The sequence below is a fragment of the Paraburkholderia terrae genome (assembly GCF_002902925.1).
Lineage (GTDB): Bacteria > Pseudomonadota > Gammaproteobacteria > Burkholderiales > Burkholderiaceae > Paraburkholderia > Paraburkholderia terrae.
Genome location: NZ_CP026112.1, coordinates 1,859,321 through 1,873,513 on the forward strand (window position 1 = coordinate 1,859,321; position 14,193 = coordinate 1,873,513).

The 14,193-nt window shown below is 59.0% G+C and carries 11 protein-coding genes; 3 read left to right on the top strand and 8 right to left on the bottom strand.

Annotated elements, in window-relative coordinates; translation table 11 throughout:
- The first annotated feature begins 216 nt into the window (after window positions 1–216).
- Entirely contained in the window at window positions 217–693 is a 477-nt protein-coding gene (gene bfr, locus C2L65_RS24465; RefSeq protein WP_042310879.1) for a bacterioferritin, read from the top strand.
- Between the two features lie 82 nt (window positions 694–775).
- Here bfr and C2L65_RS24470 read toward each other — a convergent pair whose 3' ends face one another.
- The 5 genes from C2L65_RS24470 to C2L65_RS24490 all read right to left on the bottom strand — a co-directional run bounded on the left by C2L65_RS24470 (window position 776) and on the right by C2L65_RS24490 (window position 7,195).
- Window positions 776–3,271 (bottom strand): glycogen/starch/alpha-glucan phosphorylase, encoded by a 2,496-nt coding sequence (locus tag C2L65_RS24470; protein ID WP_042310877.1) that lies wholly within the window; start codon window positions 3,269–3,271, stop codon window positions 776–778.
- A gap of 222 nt (window positions 3,272–3,493) precedes the next feature.
- Window positions 3,494–4,174, bottom strand: a complete 681-nt coding sequence (locus C2L65_RS24475) for a Rossmann-fold NAD(P)-binding domain-containing protein (RefSeq protein ID WP_042310875.1) — start codon at window positions 4,172–4,174, stop codon at window positions 3,494–3,496.
- A gap of 196 nt (window positions 4,175–4,370) precedes the next feature.
- A complete protein-coding gene (locus C2L65_RS24480) occupies window positions 4,371–5,216 on the bottom strand; it encodes an SDR family NAD(P)-dependent oxidoreductase (protein ID WP_042310932.1) in 846 nt (281 codons plus the stop codon).
- A gap of 76 nt (window positions 5,217–5,292) precedes the next feature.
- On the bottom strand, window positions 5,293–5,862 hold the full coding sequence (locus C2L65_RS24485; RefSeq protein ID WP_042310873.1) for a TetR/AcrR family transcriptional regulator: 570 nt from the start codon (window positions 5,860–5,862) through the stop codon (window positions 5,293–5,295).
- Between the two features lie 199 nt (window positions 5,863–6,061).
- On the bottom strand, window positions 6,062–7,195 hold the full coding sequence (locus tag C2L65_RS24490) for a porin (RefSeq protein ID WP_042310872.1): 1,134 nt from the start codon (window positions 7,193–7,195) through the stop codon (window positions 6,062–6,064).
- Window positions 7,196–7,704: 509 nt separating this feature from the next.
- Between C2L65_RS24490 and C2L65_RS24495 the strand changes: the two genes are divergently transcribed.
- Window positions 7,705–8,637: a hypothetical protein gene (locus C2L65_RS24495; RefSeq protein WP_042310870.1), complete on the top strand. Its 933-nt coding sequence runs from the start codon at window positions 7,705–7,707 to the stop codon at window positions 8,635–8,637.
- Between the two features lie 225 nt (window positions 8,638–8,862).
- Here C2L65_RS24495 and C2L65_RS24500 read toward each other — a convergent pair whose 3' ends face one another.
- Entirely contained in the window at window positions 8,863–9,480 is a 618-nt protein-coding gene (locus C2L65_RS24500; RefSeq protein WP_233446533.1) for a c-type cytochrome, read from the bottom strand.
- Window positions 9,481–11,306: 1,826 nt separating this feature from the next.
- Between C2L65_RS24500 and C2L65_RS24510 the strand changes: the two genes are divergently transcribed.
- Entirely contained in the window at window positions 11,307–11,675 is a 369-nt protein-coding gene (locus C2L65_RS24510; protein ID WP_229514621.1) for a hypothetical protein, read from the top strand.
- 350 nt (window positions 11,676–12,025) lie between these two features.
- On the opposite strand, the gene C2L65_RS24515 is transcribed toward C2L65_RS24510, so the two are convergent.
- Both C2L65_RS24515 and C2L65_RS24520 read right to left on the bottom strand, forming a co-directional pair.
- Window positions 12,026–13,393 (bottom strand): TRAFs-binding domain-containing protein, encoded by a 1,368-nt coding sequence (locus C2L65_RS24515; protein WP_156132343.1) that lies wholly within the window; start codon window positions 13,391–13,393, stop codon window positions 12,026–12,028.
- A gap of 7 nt (window positions 13,394–13,400) precedes the next feature.
- Complete coding sequence (locus C2L65_RS24520) at window positions 13,401–13,985, bottom strand: hypothetical protein (protein ID WP_208647212.1); 585 nt, start codon at window positions 13,983–13,985, stop codon at window positions 13,401–13,403.
- Between the last annotated feature and the right edge of the window lie 208 nt (window positions 13,986–14,193).

Here is a 14,193-nt window from a genome sequence, read left to right on the forward strand (position 1 = left end):
AAGAATGCAAGGTTTTTCGTTTGGATAAATGCGTCATTCTTGATGACGTTACAGCGCAAGGTACTTCGCTGGTGCGCGGCGAGGGAATCAACTATTGCGCAGACGATAAGGAACGGTCCGCAGAAAGAGAATCATTTGCGCTCCCTGTCTCGTTACCGCCGTGCTCACGCCAGCCGCCTATGCTGTATGAAACTCTGCGGAATGACGGGAGCTGTCATGCAAGCCGATCCAAAAGTCATTGAATATCTGAACGCCGAACTGAAGTACGAACTGACGGCCATCAATCAGTACTTTCTACATGCACGTCTCTACAAGCATTGGGGCATGGAAGGACTCGGCAAACACGAATATGACGAGTCGATCGAGGAAATGAAGCATGCCGACAAGCTGATCGAGCGAATCTTCATGCTGGACGGCTTGCCCAATTTGCAGGATCTGGCCAAGCTTCTCGTCGGCGAGGATACGCTCGAGGTCCTTCAATGCGATCTCAAACTCGAACAGTCCGCCCAAGCCCATTGCAAAGAGGCGATCACTTACTGTGAATCGGTCAAAGACTACGTGTCGAGAATGATCTTTTCGGAGATCCTCGATGACACTGAAGATCATATCGACTGGCTGGAGGTACAGATCAGCTTGATCGACAAGGTTGGAATCCAGAACTACCAGCAGTCAGCCATGGGTTCACCTGGTTGAGTCGCGAGTCCGCGTTATCTTGCATAACGCGGCGAGGCGGCCATGAGGTGCTTGCGAGAGATGTACGAGGACGTCGCGTTTCTCAGAGCCGCTCAAGGGCGACACTCACGGGGCGGATCTTCCAGATCTCGTGACAGTACTCGCCGATCGCGCGATCGGAGGAGAACTTGCCCGAACGTGCGGTGTTGAGGATGGACATACGGGTCCAGCGTCGCACGTCTTGCCATGCGTTGTTCACACGCTCCTGGCACGCCACATAATCCGCGTAGTCGGCCAGCACGAAAAATGGGTCGGCGTGCAGCAGATTGTCGACGAGCGGCCGGAACATATCCCGGTCACCGCGCGAGAAATACCCACTGACAATCAGATCCAGTGCGTCGCGCAATTCGCCATTGCCAGCCGCGAAGTCTGCCGGACGATAACCATCGCGTCGGAGTTGCTCGACCTGAGAGTCGGTCATGCCGAACAGGAAAAAGTTCTCCTCGCCGACCTCCTCCCGGATCTCGATGTTCGCGCCGTCGAGTGTTCCGATGGTCAGCGCGCCGTTCATCATGAATTTCATGTTGCCCGTACCCGATGCCTCCTTGCCCGCGGTCGATATCTGCTCGGACAGGTCCGCTGCGGGATAGATGAACTGTGCGTTCTTCACATTGAAGTTCGGGTAGAACACCACTTTGAGCCGTCCGTTTATCGACGGGTCGTTGTTCACGACTTCCGCCACCCCGTTGATCAGGCGAATGATGAGTTTGGCCATCGCGTACCCCGGCGCAGCCTTTCCGCCGAATACGAAGCAGCGCGGCGCGACAGCGAGTTGCGGGTCGCGGCGCAGACGCTGATACAGCGTGACGATGTACAGCGCGTTCAGGTGCTGTCGCTTGTACTCGTGAATGCGCTTGACCTGAATGTCGAACAACGCGGCAGGGTCCACTTCGATGCCTGTCGTGCTACGAATGTGCTGCGCGAGAATTGCCTTGTTCGAATACTTGACGTTGCGCCATTCGTCGAGGAAGTCCGGGTCGTCGGCATGCGATTCGAGGGCGCGAAGCCGTGTGAGGTCGGTCGCCCATCCCTCGCCCACCGTCTTGTCCAGCAACCGCGCAAGCCCGGGATTGCTGAGCAGCATAAAGCGACGTGGCGTGACGCCATTGGTGACGTTTGTGAAGCGCTCGGGCCACAGTTGCGCGAAGTCGCGCATTACCGTTTGTTTGAGCAGCGCAGAATGAAGCTCTGCCACGCCGTTCACGGCATGGCAGCCAACCGTCGCCAGATGCGCCATGCGCACCTTCTTTTCGCCGGCCTCGTCGATCATCGACATCCGCGCCACGCGTGCATCGTCGCCGGGATAACGTTGCCGGACCTCATCGAGAAAGCGCCCGTTGATCTCATAGATGATTTCGAGCAGGCGCGGCAGCAGGTTGCGAAAAAGCGGCAGCCCCCAGGTTTCGAGCGCCTCGGGCAGCAATGTATGGTTGGTATAGGCCAGCGTGCTGCGGGTGATATCCCAGGCTTCGTCCCACGGGACCCGCCGCTCGTCGACGAGCAGGCGCATCAGTTCTGCCACTGCGATTGAAGGATGCGTATCGTTCAGCTGTACCGTGAACATGTCGGCAAAGCGCGCGATGGGTTCGCCCTTGATATCGAGCAGGCGCAGCATGTCCTGCAACGAGCAGGAAACGAAGAAGTACTGCTGCGCGAGGCGCAGCCGCTTGCCGGCTTCGGGCTCATCGTTGGGATAGAGCACCTTGGACAGCGTTTCGGAAATCACCTTTTCCTGCACGGCCTGGTAGTAGTCGCCGGCGTTGAAGTCCTCCAGATCGAAGGACTCGACAGCTTCGCTCTTCCATAGGCGCAGCGTGTTACAGGTGTTGACCCGGAATCCGAGCATCGGCGTATCGCAAGCCACACCCTTGACCATGTGCGCCGGTATCCAGCGCACGCAGTAATGGCCCTGCGCATCGTTCTCGCTCTGCGTGTGTCCGCCGAAGCGCACATAGTAGTTCACGTTGGGGCGCACGATCTCCCATGGGTTGCCCTTCTGCAGCCACTTGTCGGTGGCCTCGACCTGCCGGCCATCGCGGATCACCTGGTCGAAGATGCCGAACTCATAGCGTATGCCGTATCCGACCGACGGTATCTGAAGCGTTGCCAGCGAGTCCAGATAGCAGGCAGCGAGCCTACCGAGTCCGCCATTGCCGAGTCCCGGCTCTTCCTCGAGCGCGATGAGCGCGTCGAGATCCTGGCCGAGCGACTGCATGGCAGCACGCGCTTCGGCCTCGATGCCCAGGTTCACGAGATTGTTGCCGAGTTGCGGTCCGATCAGGAACTCTGCAGAGAGGTAACACGCAACCCTCAGCTCGCGAGCAGCATAGGTCTGGATCGTGGCGGCCCAGCGCGCCAGCATGCGGTCGCGCACGCTGTAGGCGAGCGCCATGTACCAGTCATGCGGCGTAGCAATCGCCGGCGGGCGAGCCTGCAGGCAGATGAGATTGTCGAGCACGCCGCGCCGTAATGCGTCGGGATCCAGCGCGCTACGCGCGGAGTCGCCGCAGTTGGTGTTGGCGCTCATGTCGGCAGCCATGGTCTTGCCCTCCTGTTTTTGCGCGACCGCTCCGAAGCCGAGGGCAGTCTCACATTCGCAGCGCTACCCAAGGAGATAAGCGCACACGAAGGCAGCATACGTTACACCATGCGTATTTCAAGGCAATGGCCGATTTATCGCCGTTCGTTCATATGATTAGGCGCGATTCAGGCAGTACATCGACGCTGCTACGCGCGCGGCTCGTCCGCGCCCACAATCGGATCAAGCCTGCGAGATGATGGCCAGTCGATAAATATCCGCCGGATTCAGGATGGTCCGTGGTGCGCCGTGACGCACGGCACTGAGCATGGCGTCGCCGACAACCGACGTCGTCAACACATGCTCCGGCGAAATGCGGCGAGCCAGAATCAGAACCGGCTTGAGCACGACATACATCCATCGATACACGGCGGTGCGCGACTGGATGCCGTCCTCGGGAATGATGGCGGCGGGCCGAAAAATCACGACTTGCCGAAATGGGAGCCGCTGCAACGCATTCTCGGTTTTTCCGCGGATGCGGGCCCACATGGTCTTGCCCTGCTCGCTGCTGTCGGCGCCAGCGCCGGATACGTACACCATCGTCATCGCAGGGCTCACGCGAAGCAGTTCTTGCGCGACATGAAGCGTGAGGTCGTAGGTCACCGCGCGGTATGCCGCCTCGGACATACGGAAGGACGAAACACCCACGCAGAAAAAGCACGCATCGACCTTGGCGAAAACGTCGCCCTCGGCCTGAAAGCGCTCCAGATGTGGCGTGATGACGACCTTGAGTCGCGGATCCTCGTAACCCTGTAGCGCACGCCGGCTGATCACGATGATTTCGGTGACGTCGCGTGCTTTCAGGCACGCTCGCAATACGCCTTCGCCTACCATGCCGGTCGCGCCGATCAAAACAATACGCATCGTCTTACTCCGAGGGCAACTCAGGCGATACCGCGCCGAAATCGGCAGCGACGGTGACGGGCTTCCAGCGTGGCTTCGAGAATGATGCGGCCCAAACCTCGGGACGCACCGCTAATCAACCAGACTTTGGACATGATCGTTTAATCCTTTGATATACGCCGGGACTACGCGTTGGCATTGAAGACGTGGAAGCTCGTCACTCTGGCATGAAGCCAGACTTACCTTCGAACATCACAGACGCGGCGAGATCCTTTTGCGCCTGCAGCGCGGCCAGACTCCGGGTATAGCCCGCTTCCAGCACAGCATAGGCATCGCCGCCTAGAACGGTGCGCAGTGGCGGCTCCGGCATCTGGCTGATCGTATAGATCGCTTCGGCCATTCTCACCGGGTCGCCCGAAGCATCTGCTTCACCGTTTTCCTCGATCCATCGACGCAGCGTGGCAACCGTGCTGTCCTTGTAGTGCTCGAGTTGCGGCGTCCAGCGGATATTCGCCACGAAGCCTGTCTTGATGGAGCCCGGTTCGATAATGATGGTCTTGATGCCGAACCCGGCGACTTCCTGGCTGACTGCTTCGGCGAAGCCCTCCAGACCGAACTTCGCGGCGTGATACATCGAGCCTCCGGGGAACGCGGCACGTCCGCCGACGCTGCTGACATGGATGAACGTACCGCACTGTTTCGCGCGCAATGCGCCGAGAAACGCGCGCGTGACGTGGATAGGCGCCAGCAGGTTCAGCGCAATCTGTTGCTCGATATCGGCGTCACTCATTTCCTCCATCGCACCGAAAACCGCGCCGCCCGCGTTGTTGACCACGACGTCGACATCGGGATGACGTGCTGCGACCGCCTGAACCTGCTCGCGATCAGTCACGTCCACCGACTCCACTTCGAGCAGGTCCGCATATGCCTGCTTAAGTGTCCGCATTCCTTCAATACGACGCACCGCCGCGACCACTCGATGCCCTTGCGCCAGCGCTTTTTCCGTGAGTGCGAGCCCCAGACCGCCGGAGGCTCCCGTGATGAACCACTTCTGACTGGACATGATGTCTTTCTCCATTTGCAAACCAGGTTAGCACATATTAATGAGCGCCCAATCACTCATTAATTGCGTAAAAAAATTACATCGTGATTGCGCGCCACAGGACGCGAAAGCCGAGCTTCCTTTGAGTTGCGGCGTCCTTGGGATGCCGTTCGATATGCTCAATCGTCGTGTCGGCGATGTGCTCGATCAACGACGAGAGAAAGCTGATTGGCGCATCGACCAGGACGCCGTCGCGCACGCCATCCTGCATCATCTGGGCGACGGCCAGAAATCGCTCGATGCCCTGTGATCGTGTGTCGTCCGATATCTGCCCCGAACCCGCAAGCCGGGCAACAGCGAACCGTGCAGACGGATTGGCCAGTCCCCAGTTCACATAACGCTCGAAGACGTGCTGCATGCGCTGCATGTAGTCCGCTCCCGTGGGATAGCCAGGCATCACAGCGTCGGCCAGGCCGCGCTTGAGGTGCAGATACAGTTCCTGGAACAATGCCTCCTTGCTCTCGAAGTACGTAAACAGCGTGCCCTCCGCGACGCCGGCGCCCCGCGCGATGCTCGCCGTGGAGGCCTGCACGCCCATCTCAGCGACGGCCTGCGCCGCGGATTTCAACAGGGCACTACGTTTTTCGGGACTCAAGGGACGGGCCATGCACTACCTTAAATGACTGATTACTTGCTCAACTATAATCGTCTTTTTCAAGACACGCAATCGAAAGTGACCTTTCTTTCGAAATCGAAGATCGATACGGGTGCGCCGCGCGATTCTGCCCAAGCAGGCTGAACCCGCTCGATCAATGCGCCCGCACGATGTGCGGGCGCCAGGCACATGATCAGATTGAACAACCGTGTTAGAAGCGCGTACGCAAGCCAACAGTCGCCGCCACCTGATTGCCCGTCGTAGCCTGCGCCAGGCCGTTGATGAACGCACCTTCGAACGCGGAACCAGTCGCACCGTAAGCGTGTTGATAGACGCCTTCAACATAGACATCCGTGCGTTTGCTGAAGGCGTAGTCGGCCATCAGCGTCACTTGATGCCACTTCGGGTCACCCGAACCGGTGCTTCCGTCAAACGCACCTTGGGTGAACGTATAGGCACCTGCCAGCGAAATTGCCGGGGTCACGGCATAGTGAACATTGACTTCATAGTTGTCGAAATGAAGCGAATCAAACGACTGGGCGATCACAGAGTTCGCGCCCGGCTGCGTGTTGTCGAACAGGGTATGCGTCCACAACAAGCCGACAGACGCCGGCCCGATCGTGTAGTTGCCGCCAACCCCCATCACGCGCTGGCGTGAAGCGGGGAAATTGACGAAGTCGTTGTTCGACACCGCTCCCGTTCCCGAAAGCGAACCGTTATTCAGTTGAAGGTAAGCAGCCGCCAGATTGATAGGGCCAACGTTGTACGTCACACCGAAGCTATAAGCGCGATTGTTCGCAAAGCCACCGGCCGCGTTACTGAAGCCGTATAGCGCCTCGGCCTGCAGCCCCCGATACGTCGGACTCACGTACTTGACCGAGTTGTTGATATAGAACGAGTCATCTACGTTGTCGTTGTCGAACGGATGCGCGGCCAGATTGTTTCCATCGCCGTTGTTCGCCAATGCAATGGGGCCGAGGTCATCGACCACGGAATCATACTGGCGGCCAAACGTCAGCGTTCCATACAGATCGTTTTGCAGACCGACGAAAGCCTGACGGCCGAACATCGTGCCCGCGTATGTGGTCTTGCCGTTTTGGATATTGAAGCCATTCTCAAGACGGAAGATCGTACGCAGACCGCCGCCGAGATCTTCACTTCCCCGTAAGCCCCACACTTCGTTCGACAGCATGCTGCTTTGTTCCTGCACCACGCTGCTGCCACCCTGGTTATTCGTATAGACGATACCTGTATCGATCAATCCATAAAAGGTGACGCTGCTTTGCGCATGAACCCCCACTGCAATAACGGAAAGAACAGCTGCACCGATAATCTTCTTCTTCACTTGCTTTGTACTCCAGGCCGTGTCACAAAAAGAGATCATGATGTGTGCATGATCCCCGTCCATCCAGAAGCTCCGGATAACGCGCGCTCAGTTGACAAGGAATTAACGAAGGATCTGCCGACACCGTATTGGCTAGCCATCCATCGAATGTGATCCACTTTGCATCCGCGAATCCGCAGCGCCACGATTCTATGGGTATCGACATTGCGGTTTATCGAAAGAATTGCAGTCTTCCCGCAAAGATTTCATAAACGACTATCGAACGTAATCGAACCCCTGCGCAACGTTGAAGCGAATGGCCGCATCACGTCGGCCAACCCAGGGACAATGGCGTCGACATGAACGCATTCAACTCAAGGGACACCCGCTTGAGACAACAGTCGCGCCCTACCCGGGAGTCCTCGAGCAATTTAAGGTAGTCTGTCCGGAACGGTTCAGCAGCGGCGGGTCGACGGATCGACTCCACCAGTACGACGATGGTTATAGCGACCTCATGGAGGGTATTGACTGTGGCTACGAAGAATGGCGGTACGCTGTATATCCTGCAGGCACGTCCACCGGCGATCATCGCTCTATCACCGGACGGTTCACACGAAGTGATTATCGCGAACCTTACGCGCACACCCGACGGCATCAAGGTCGATGCTGAAAACCAGCTGGTCTACTGGACCAACATGGGAACGGGCATCCACCTGGTCGATGGTGATCCCGCTTCCGGCGAAGTTCCTCCGAACGACGGCACGATCGAATGCGCGAAGCTCGACGGCAGCGAACATCGTGTGCTGGTGCCTCCCGGTAAGGCAGGGACGCCCAAGGAACTCGTGCTGGACAAGGAAGGCGGCCACCTGTACTGGTGCGATCGCGAAGGCATGCGAGTCATGCGCGCACGGCTGGATGGCAGCGAGGTGACGGAACTGGTCCGCACCGGGAACTTCCCCGAGGATACGCGCGACGCGACCCGCCATTGCGTAGGCATCGTATTGGACAAAGCAAACGGGCACGTCTACTGGACGCAAAAGGGACCACCGGATGGCGGAGAGGGCCGCATCTTCAGGGCGGGGATCGAGTTGCCGCCTTCCGCGACGCCCGATCGACGCCCGGATATCGAATGTTTGCTGGCCGATCTGCCCGAACCGATCGACCTCGATATCGATCACCGCGACAGCATGCTTTACTGGACGGATCGTGGCGACGATACGCATGACGGAAATACTTTGAATCGCGCAAGAATTACGGCGTCCGGGCTGGTTGATCGCCAGGTGCTCGCGCACGATCTGAAAGAGGGAATTGGCGTGTCTCTGGACTCACGTGGGCGCCGCGCCTTCGTGACCGATCTGGGCGGCAACGTGCGCGAACTGAACATCGATACGAAGCACACCTCGCATTTCACCACCGTCGCACATCTAGGTGTTCTGACCGGTATCGACTACGCCGAGATTTGAGTCGAATCCCAAAGACTGCCGGGGGCGTATCCGGCGGTCTTTGTCACGCTCTACTGGTCGCTCTTTCGGCCGTGCCCACCCGCGAGCCTCGAAAAATAGAACAAAGCGTTACGCGAAGAGAGGGGCCAATCTTATTTCATGTAATTGGATCGATGGGCGTGTCGCGGTAAAGATCGATGGATGAGCGAGATCAATACGTCGTAACGGCACGCGCTCTACTGGCTGTCACGGCCCTGTCACAGACAGATAGGCGGCGACCTGTTCGATCTGCTGTTCGTCGAGCGCAGCAGCAACAGCCGTCATCGTGCCCGACTTCGGCGGCGCGGACTTCGCGCGCGCCTGGAATTCGTGCAATCGTGCAATCGTGAACGCGGACGGCTCGCCCGCAATCGATGGGAATCGCGCGCCATTGCCTTTGCCGCCTGCCGCGTGACAACTGAAACACGCAGGGACACTAGCGCCTGCGCCCGTCTCCGCCAGTTGCCGGCCCGCCATCACTAGCGTTTGCGAAGGCGGCGGAGAAGCCTTCACGATCGGCGGGTGCTGCCCGGAAAAGAACACGGCAAGCGTATGCATATCGCTGTCCGAGAGGTTCTGCGCCACCGCCTGCATCGGCACACTGATTCGCGTGCCTGCCTTGAACATCGACAAAGCATGGGCAAGGTACTGCGGATTCTTTCCCGCGAGTCGCGGCGCGCCGGACGCTTCGCCGGCACCCAACGCACCGTGACACGCGACGCAAGTCGCGATTGAAGGAATCTGCGTCGGTGTGGTTCCAACCACAGCAATAGCATTGTCTTGCGCGAAGCCCGCACTCGCGAATGTGCCTAACGACAGGAACATACCCAGTCGCGCACCGCCTAACAGAATGCGCGCGCAAAACGAGACTTTTTTGGTGCGCCATGCGTTCCTGTCCGGGACGCTCGCATTGAACAACCTTGCCATTTCCAACATCGATCCCTTCTCCGCTGAAAGCCATGAAGTCGCCCCTTGATTGGGAGCCAACATGAGTCGAGGAGCGTACCTCAAACCGGATGACCATCACGTTGGATTTGTGCGAGATGTCCAATTTGTAATCTGAAGACAATGTACTCGTTATGCATCAGACGACATGCGCTTGAGTCGTTCGCGTTCTCTTAAGCGAAATCGTCGCGAAGTTTGTAATTTGAGCAATCAGGCTTTCTTACGCCCCGTTAGTTTTTGCTGCCGCCTGCACCAATTCCATTTACTATCGATTCCTAAACGTATGTCAGTTTGCAACGCGCATCCCATTATCTATTTTGTCGAAGTCTTCTCTTTGCGTGAGAAAAATAGGTCCAAGACATCGAGTCGACCACGTGGTGATCGGGAGACGAAAGCCACCGATGAACCCTGCAGATCCAAAAGAAAAACACATCGACCCCACTAACAGATCAACCTTCTGATTTGCGCCGAAGGGCTAACATATGACCGATGCGTGCTTGCGTAATTCGGCATAGCGGGTTGACGCTGGTGCGCCGCTGACCGATATTGGCAATTTGCCCCGCTCCGTTTTCCATTCGTCTTATCTTATAGCGATCGCGGTATCGGTTCGCATCATGGAGCAGTTGCATTTATAGGGGGAACACTTGCTGATGGACGCTCAAACCGCTCGTCGCCCGAATTCTTTGACCACGTGCGCGCAGTGCGGCGGTAGGTTATCCGAGCCAGTCAATTTTTGTCCACAATGCGGAGCGCCCGCGAGGCTCGCGTTCGGCGAACGCACCTCGACGAAGAAGCCCCATGCCGCAACCGCATCCAAAACGGCAAGCGCTGCAGCGGCGCGTCCAAACGTTGCGCCCAAGGGCCAGATCTGGCGGTCCCGGCTGACATCTTTCGTCCGACCGGTTGTCGCTGGCCCAAATGGCGGCACGCGTTCACCTTCGCCATCGCCAGGCGGCTACCGTGGTTGGCGTATGAAAACGGGGACAGCGCTAACTCTGGTGGCATTAGTGGTGCTCTGCGGCGCAGTGGTATCGTTGACCCGCCATAATGGTTCCGTCGATGGAGAACCAATAGCGGCATCAAACACTGCGCAAGGTAGCGTAACGGCAAATGGCACGAGCCAGGCAGCGCGGACTGCGACGGTCGATGCGCCGACAATGGCGCGAGGCTCGGCGCAAAATCCAGCGTTGGCGCAAAGTTCGACCATGACAGCAGAAACAACGCCTGCGCCGGTCGCGTCGGTTGCCGTACCCGATCCGCCTCAGCCGTCGACCGCGACGCCGCACCCGCCACAATCAATGTCCTCGCAGAGTTCGGTTTCGAACAGCGGGAGAGATAGCGACAAGAACCAAAGGCTGATGGCGCTCGCACTTGCGCGAGCACACAGCGGTCTCGACAAAAACGACCTGCGTATGGCGCGCTCGGGCATTTTTTGGGCGCTTTCAATGCAGCACGATAATAGCGAGGCACTCATGTTGAAGCAGGAGTTGCTCTCACGGGAAAGGGAGCGTAATACGTCATCCAACGCGACACGCGGATCAGTCAAGGCTGCGAGCCCGACGGACTAAATTTCACCGCGGCAAAATGCGCCGATGGATCAGTAGTTTTTTGGAAGGGCGAAAGGCCGCGACTTCGGCGAACGCCTCCGTCCTTCTTCCTCGAAAGGCCGTCGTTCGCTGATCGATGCTAAAAGCGAGCGCCCGGAGATGACCGACCTGAACGAAAAGGCGTACCTGCGGTCTTATCTTATCTCTACCTCCCAGTCACTGGGATCGTTCCCTAACTGCCTGGGGATCAAAATGAAACGTACAGTTATCGCAATCGTTCTGGTTGCAACAGCGTCGACGGCGTTTGCGCAATCGACCCGCGGTGTCGCTTCCATCGCGCAGCCCGCCAACAACTCGCTCCAGTTGCCGATCAGCCATTCCGCCGGCCTGCCGGGCGGCCGATGGGTCCCGCCATATAGCGGGCCGACGCCGGCCAGGACTCCCGCGCAGGTTTATCAGCAAACCGTGCATGCGGAGGTGGACGGACAACTCGCGCATCTCAACTCGATGACGGCAGGTCGCCACTAGCGCGCCAAAAAAACCGGTGCTGGCCAGGCCATGTTGACCTCACCCTTTACCACGTCAAAGGTCACATTCGAAGCTTGAAACGGGACGCGAACGCATCATTTGAGTAGCGCTCTCGTGATAAGCATTCGGGAAATCGTGTCGCGAAACAACTCAAAGCCAAAAGACGCAATCCTCTTCTCGAGTTGATCGATCGGCCAGGCATCGTGGTGCCGACAGGACAGAAACACGTCATGGAATGACCTGCGCTTTTCGGTCAGTATCGACATGCCGGGTTCCACCGTGTGAACGGTCAGCAAGCACCGAAGCACGAACTCAATGCAACTGAACCCGTAGCTGACGCCACACGCTTTTTACCCCGTCTTACCCTCGCTGCCCGATTGCTCCGCCAGCTTGTCGGCCACGCCGATAAGCCGTGCCCGCCGGGATTCGTCCAGTACGAGTTGAGCACTCGCGCGAAGATCGGCCAATACGCTTTCGATTTTCCAGCGCGTCACGCCTTCGGCCGCCACCTTTTCCGCAAGATCCTCCGCGAGATCTGCATCGCCGTCGTCAAAGGCAGCCGCCAGCCACGTTGGGCGCAGCCATTCGTCCGTCACGCCACGCCGTAGTGCGCGCTCGCATGCGGCGTTCACGACAGCCGAGATCACATGCGCGTGCTTCAGATCATCCTTGCCATTGCGCGCGCGATACAAGCGCGGCAGATTCGACGAGCAGTAGTAATCGTTGAGATCGAGGTCCATGCCACGCTCGTAGCAATCGATCGCCCGGTCAAGAAATTGCCGCTTCTGGAACGGCTCCACTGTATCGCGGTAGAGCCGCTTGTATCTGCCGCCCAGCAGCCCAAGGCGCTCGGTCGACGGACCCGCCGTCTCCAGCACGACCTCGAGTTGCTCGATCGCTTCGCGCACGTCCCCCGCCTGCGACACGGTGAATGCGCGCTGCGACTGCACCTCGGGCTGCTGACGGAATTCCTCTGGCAGTGCGTCGATGAAGGCGAGCAGCTTGTTCCAGTCGTCGGGAACCTCAACTGAATCACGCAGAAGCAGCAGCAACGCAAACGCGACGCTCGCCATCAAGGGCGGCACGCCGTGCTTCTTGACGAGTTCCTGTGCTCGCGCCATGCGCTGCGGCTTGGGCAGCAGACGTACGCCCCGCACAGTGGACTGAAAGGCGGCGAGTTCCGCCATGCGTTGCTTCATTGTGGACGCGAGGGCCGGCTCCGGCGACGAAGGAAACCCCTTGATGGCTTCGAACATCGGCGACTGCCCATCCGTGAGCACCTTGATGCGGGACACGATCGTGTCACGAATGCGCTGCGCGGTCGCATCGTCGACGTCGCCGTTCGCAAGCGGATAGCGCACCGTGCGCAATTGCGCCACGTCGAAGAGCGGCTGCGACCAATCCGCCGCGAGCAGTACGCAGCCGGTGGGCTTCGCCGCGTGGCGGATGCCGACCTCGTAGTAGACGTTGCCGTTCGCGATGGTCATGTCGGCGAGCACGAGGTCCGCGTAGTAGATGCGCTCGAGCATCTGCGTGATGATCATTGCGCCCGTGTCCTGATCTGCGCGAACGGCGTCATAGCCCAGGGACTCGATGACGGGCACATACGCGCGGTCCCACAGCGCATTGAAATCGATCTCGCCGGGGCCGCGCGCGGGATCCGCCTGCGTCGGCTTGCGGCCGTAGGGCATGATGACGAAGCAAAGAGGTCGTGGCATGTTCGCCTCACCGTGTGAACCCAAGAGGATGAATGGGAGGCTCCGCGATGCCGCCCGCCGCCTCGACGGCCTCGACCATATGGCCCGTGCCGCCCGGCCCGTCGCCCGCTGCACCGTCCCATACGCAGATGAAGTGGACCTTCTGCGCTCCACAACTCAACGCGCGCTCGAGCATCCAGAGATTCGTGCGCTCGTACGGCGATAGCTGCCGCTCGTCTGCCGTCTGGGCTTCGGGCAACACGATGGTGCGCGCGCCCGGGTCCGCGCGGACTGCGTCGAAGCGTTCGCGCCAGTTTGCGTTCGCGAAGTCGACGGAATCCCTCACGAACACCGCTGGCTCGAACGGCAGGTGAAGATTGACATGTGCGCCGCGCCCGAGCATGAGTTCCGCGAAGATCAGATCGCTCCCACATGCGCCGCTACAGACGGCAAGATCAACGGCGCCTGCTTGCAGCCTGTCGAGCACGCCGGCAATGTCCTTCGTCACTGCGTCTTCCCGTTCCGGCGGAAAGCGCGGTTTCGGGCGGTCGGGCCTGTCTATCATGTGCCCGCTGAACAGGAAGACCCGCTTCGGCAAAAATATGTCGGTCACATCCGTCATCCTTGTCGGCCCCCTCGCTTCACGCACGATGTGACAGTCGCCTGTACGCCTCGTTCAGTCGTTCCATTCGGGCTCTTCGCCCATCTGCAACTCGCCGGGCATCCCTTTCGCGAGGGCGCAGAACCCGGGCAACCTCAGGTCAACATATCGTACGCCATCGGACTACACCCTTCCAGATAGCGAAGAATCTGCCGCCGTG

Excerpts from the sequence above, each read along its gene's own strand:
- bfr (WP_042310879.1), top strand. The coding sequence starts at position 217 with ATGCAAGCCGATCCAAAAGTCATTGAATATCTGAACGCCGAACTGAAG.
- C2L65_RS24470 (WP_042310877.1), bottom strand. The coding sequence starts at position 3,271 with ATGGCTGCCGACATGAGCGCCAACACCAACTGCGGCGACTCCGCGCGT.
- C2L65_RS24475 (WP_042310875.1), bottom strand. The coding sequence starts at position 4,174 with ATGCGTATTGTTTTGATCGGCGCGACCGGCATGGTAGGCGAAGGCGTA.
- C2L65_RS24480 (WP_042310932.1), bottom strand. The coding sequence starts at position 5,216 with ATGTCCAGTCAGAAGTGGTTCATCACGGGAGCCTCCGGCGGTCTGGGG.
- C2L65_RS24485 (WP_042310873.1), bottom strand. The coding sequence starts at position 5,862 with ATGGCCCGTCCCTTGAGTCCCGAAAAACGTAGTGCCCTGTTGAAATCC.
- C2L65_RS24500 (WP_233446533.1), bottom strand. The coding sequence starts at position 9,480 with ATGTTCCTGTCGTTAGGCACATTCGCGAGTGCGGGCTTCGCGCAAGAC.
- C2L65_RS24510 (WP_229514621.1), top strand. The coding sequence starts at position 11,307 with ATGACCGACCTGAACGAAAAGGCGTACCTGCGGTCTTATCTTATCTCT.
- C2L65_RS24515 (WP_156132343.1), bottom strand. The coding sequence starts at position 13,393 with ATGCCACGACCTCTTTGCTTCGTCATCATGCCCTACGGCCGCAAGCCG.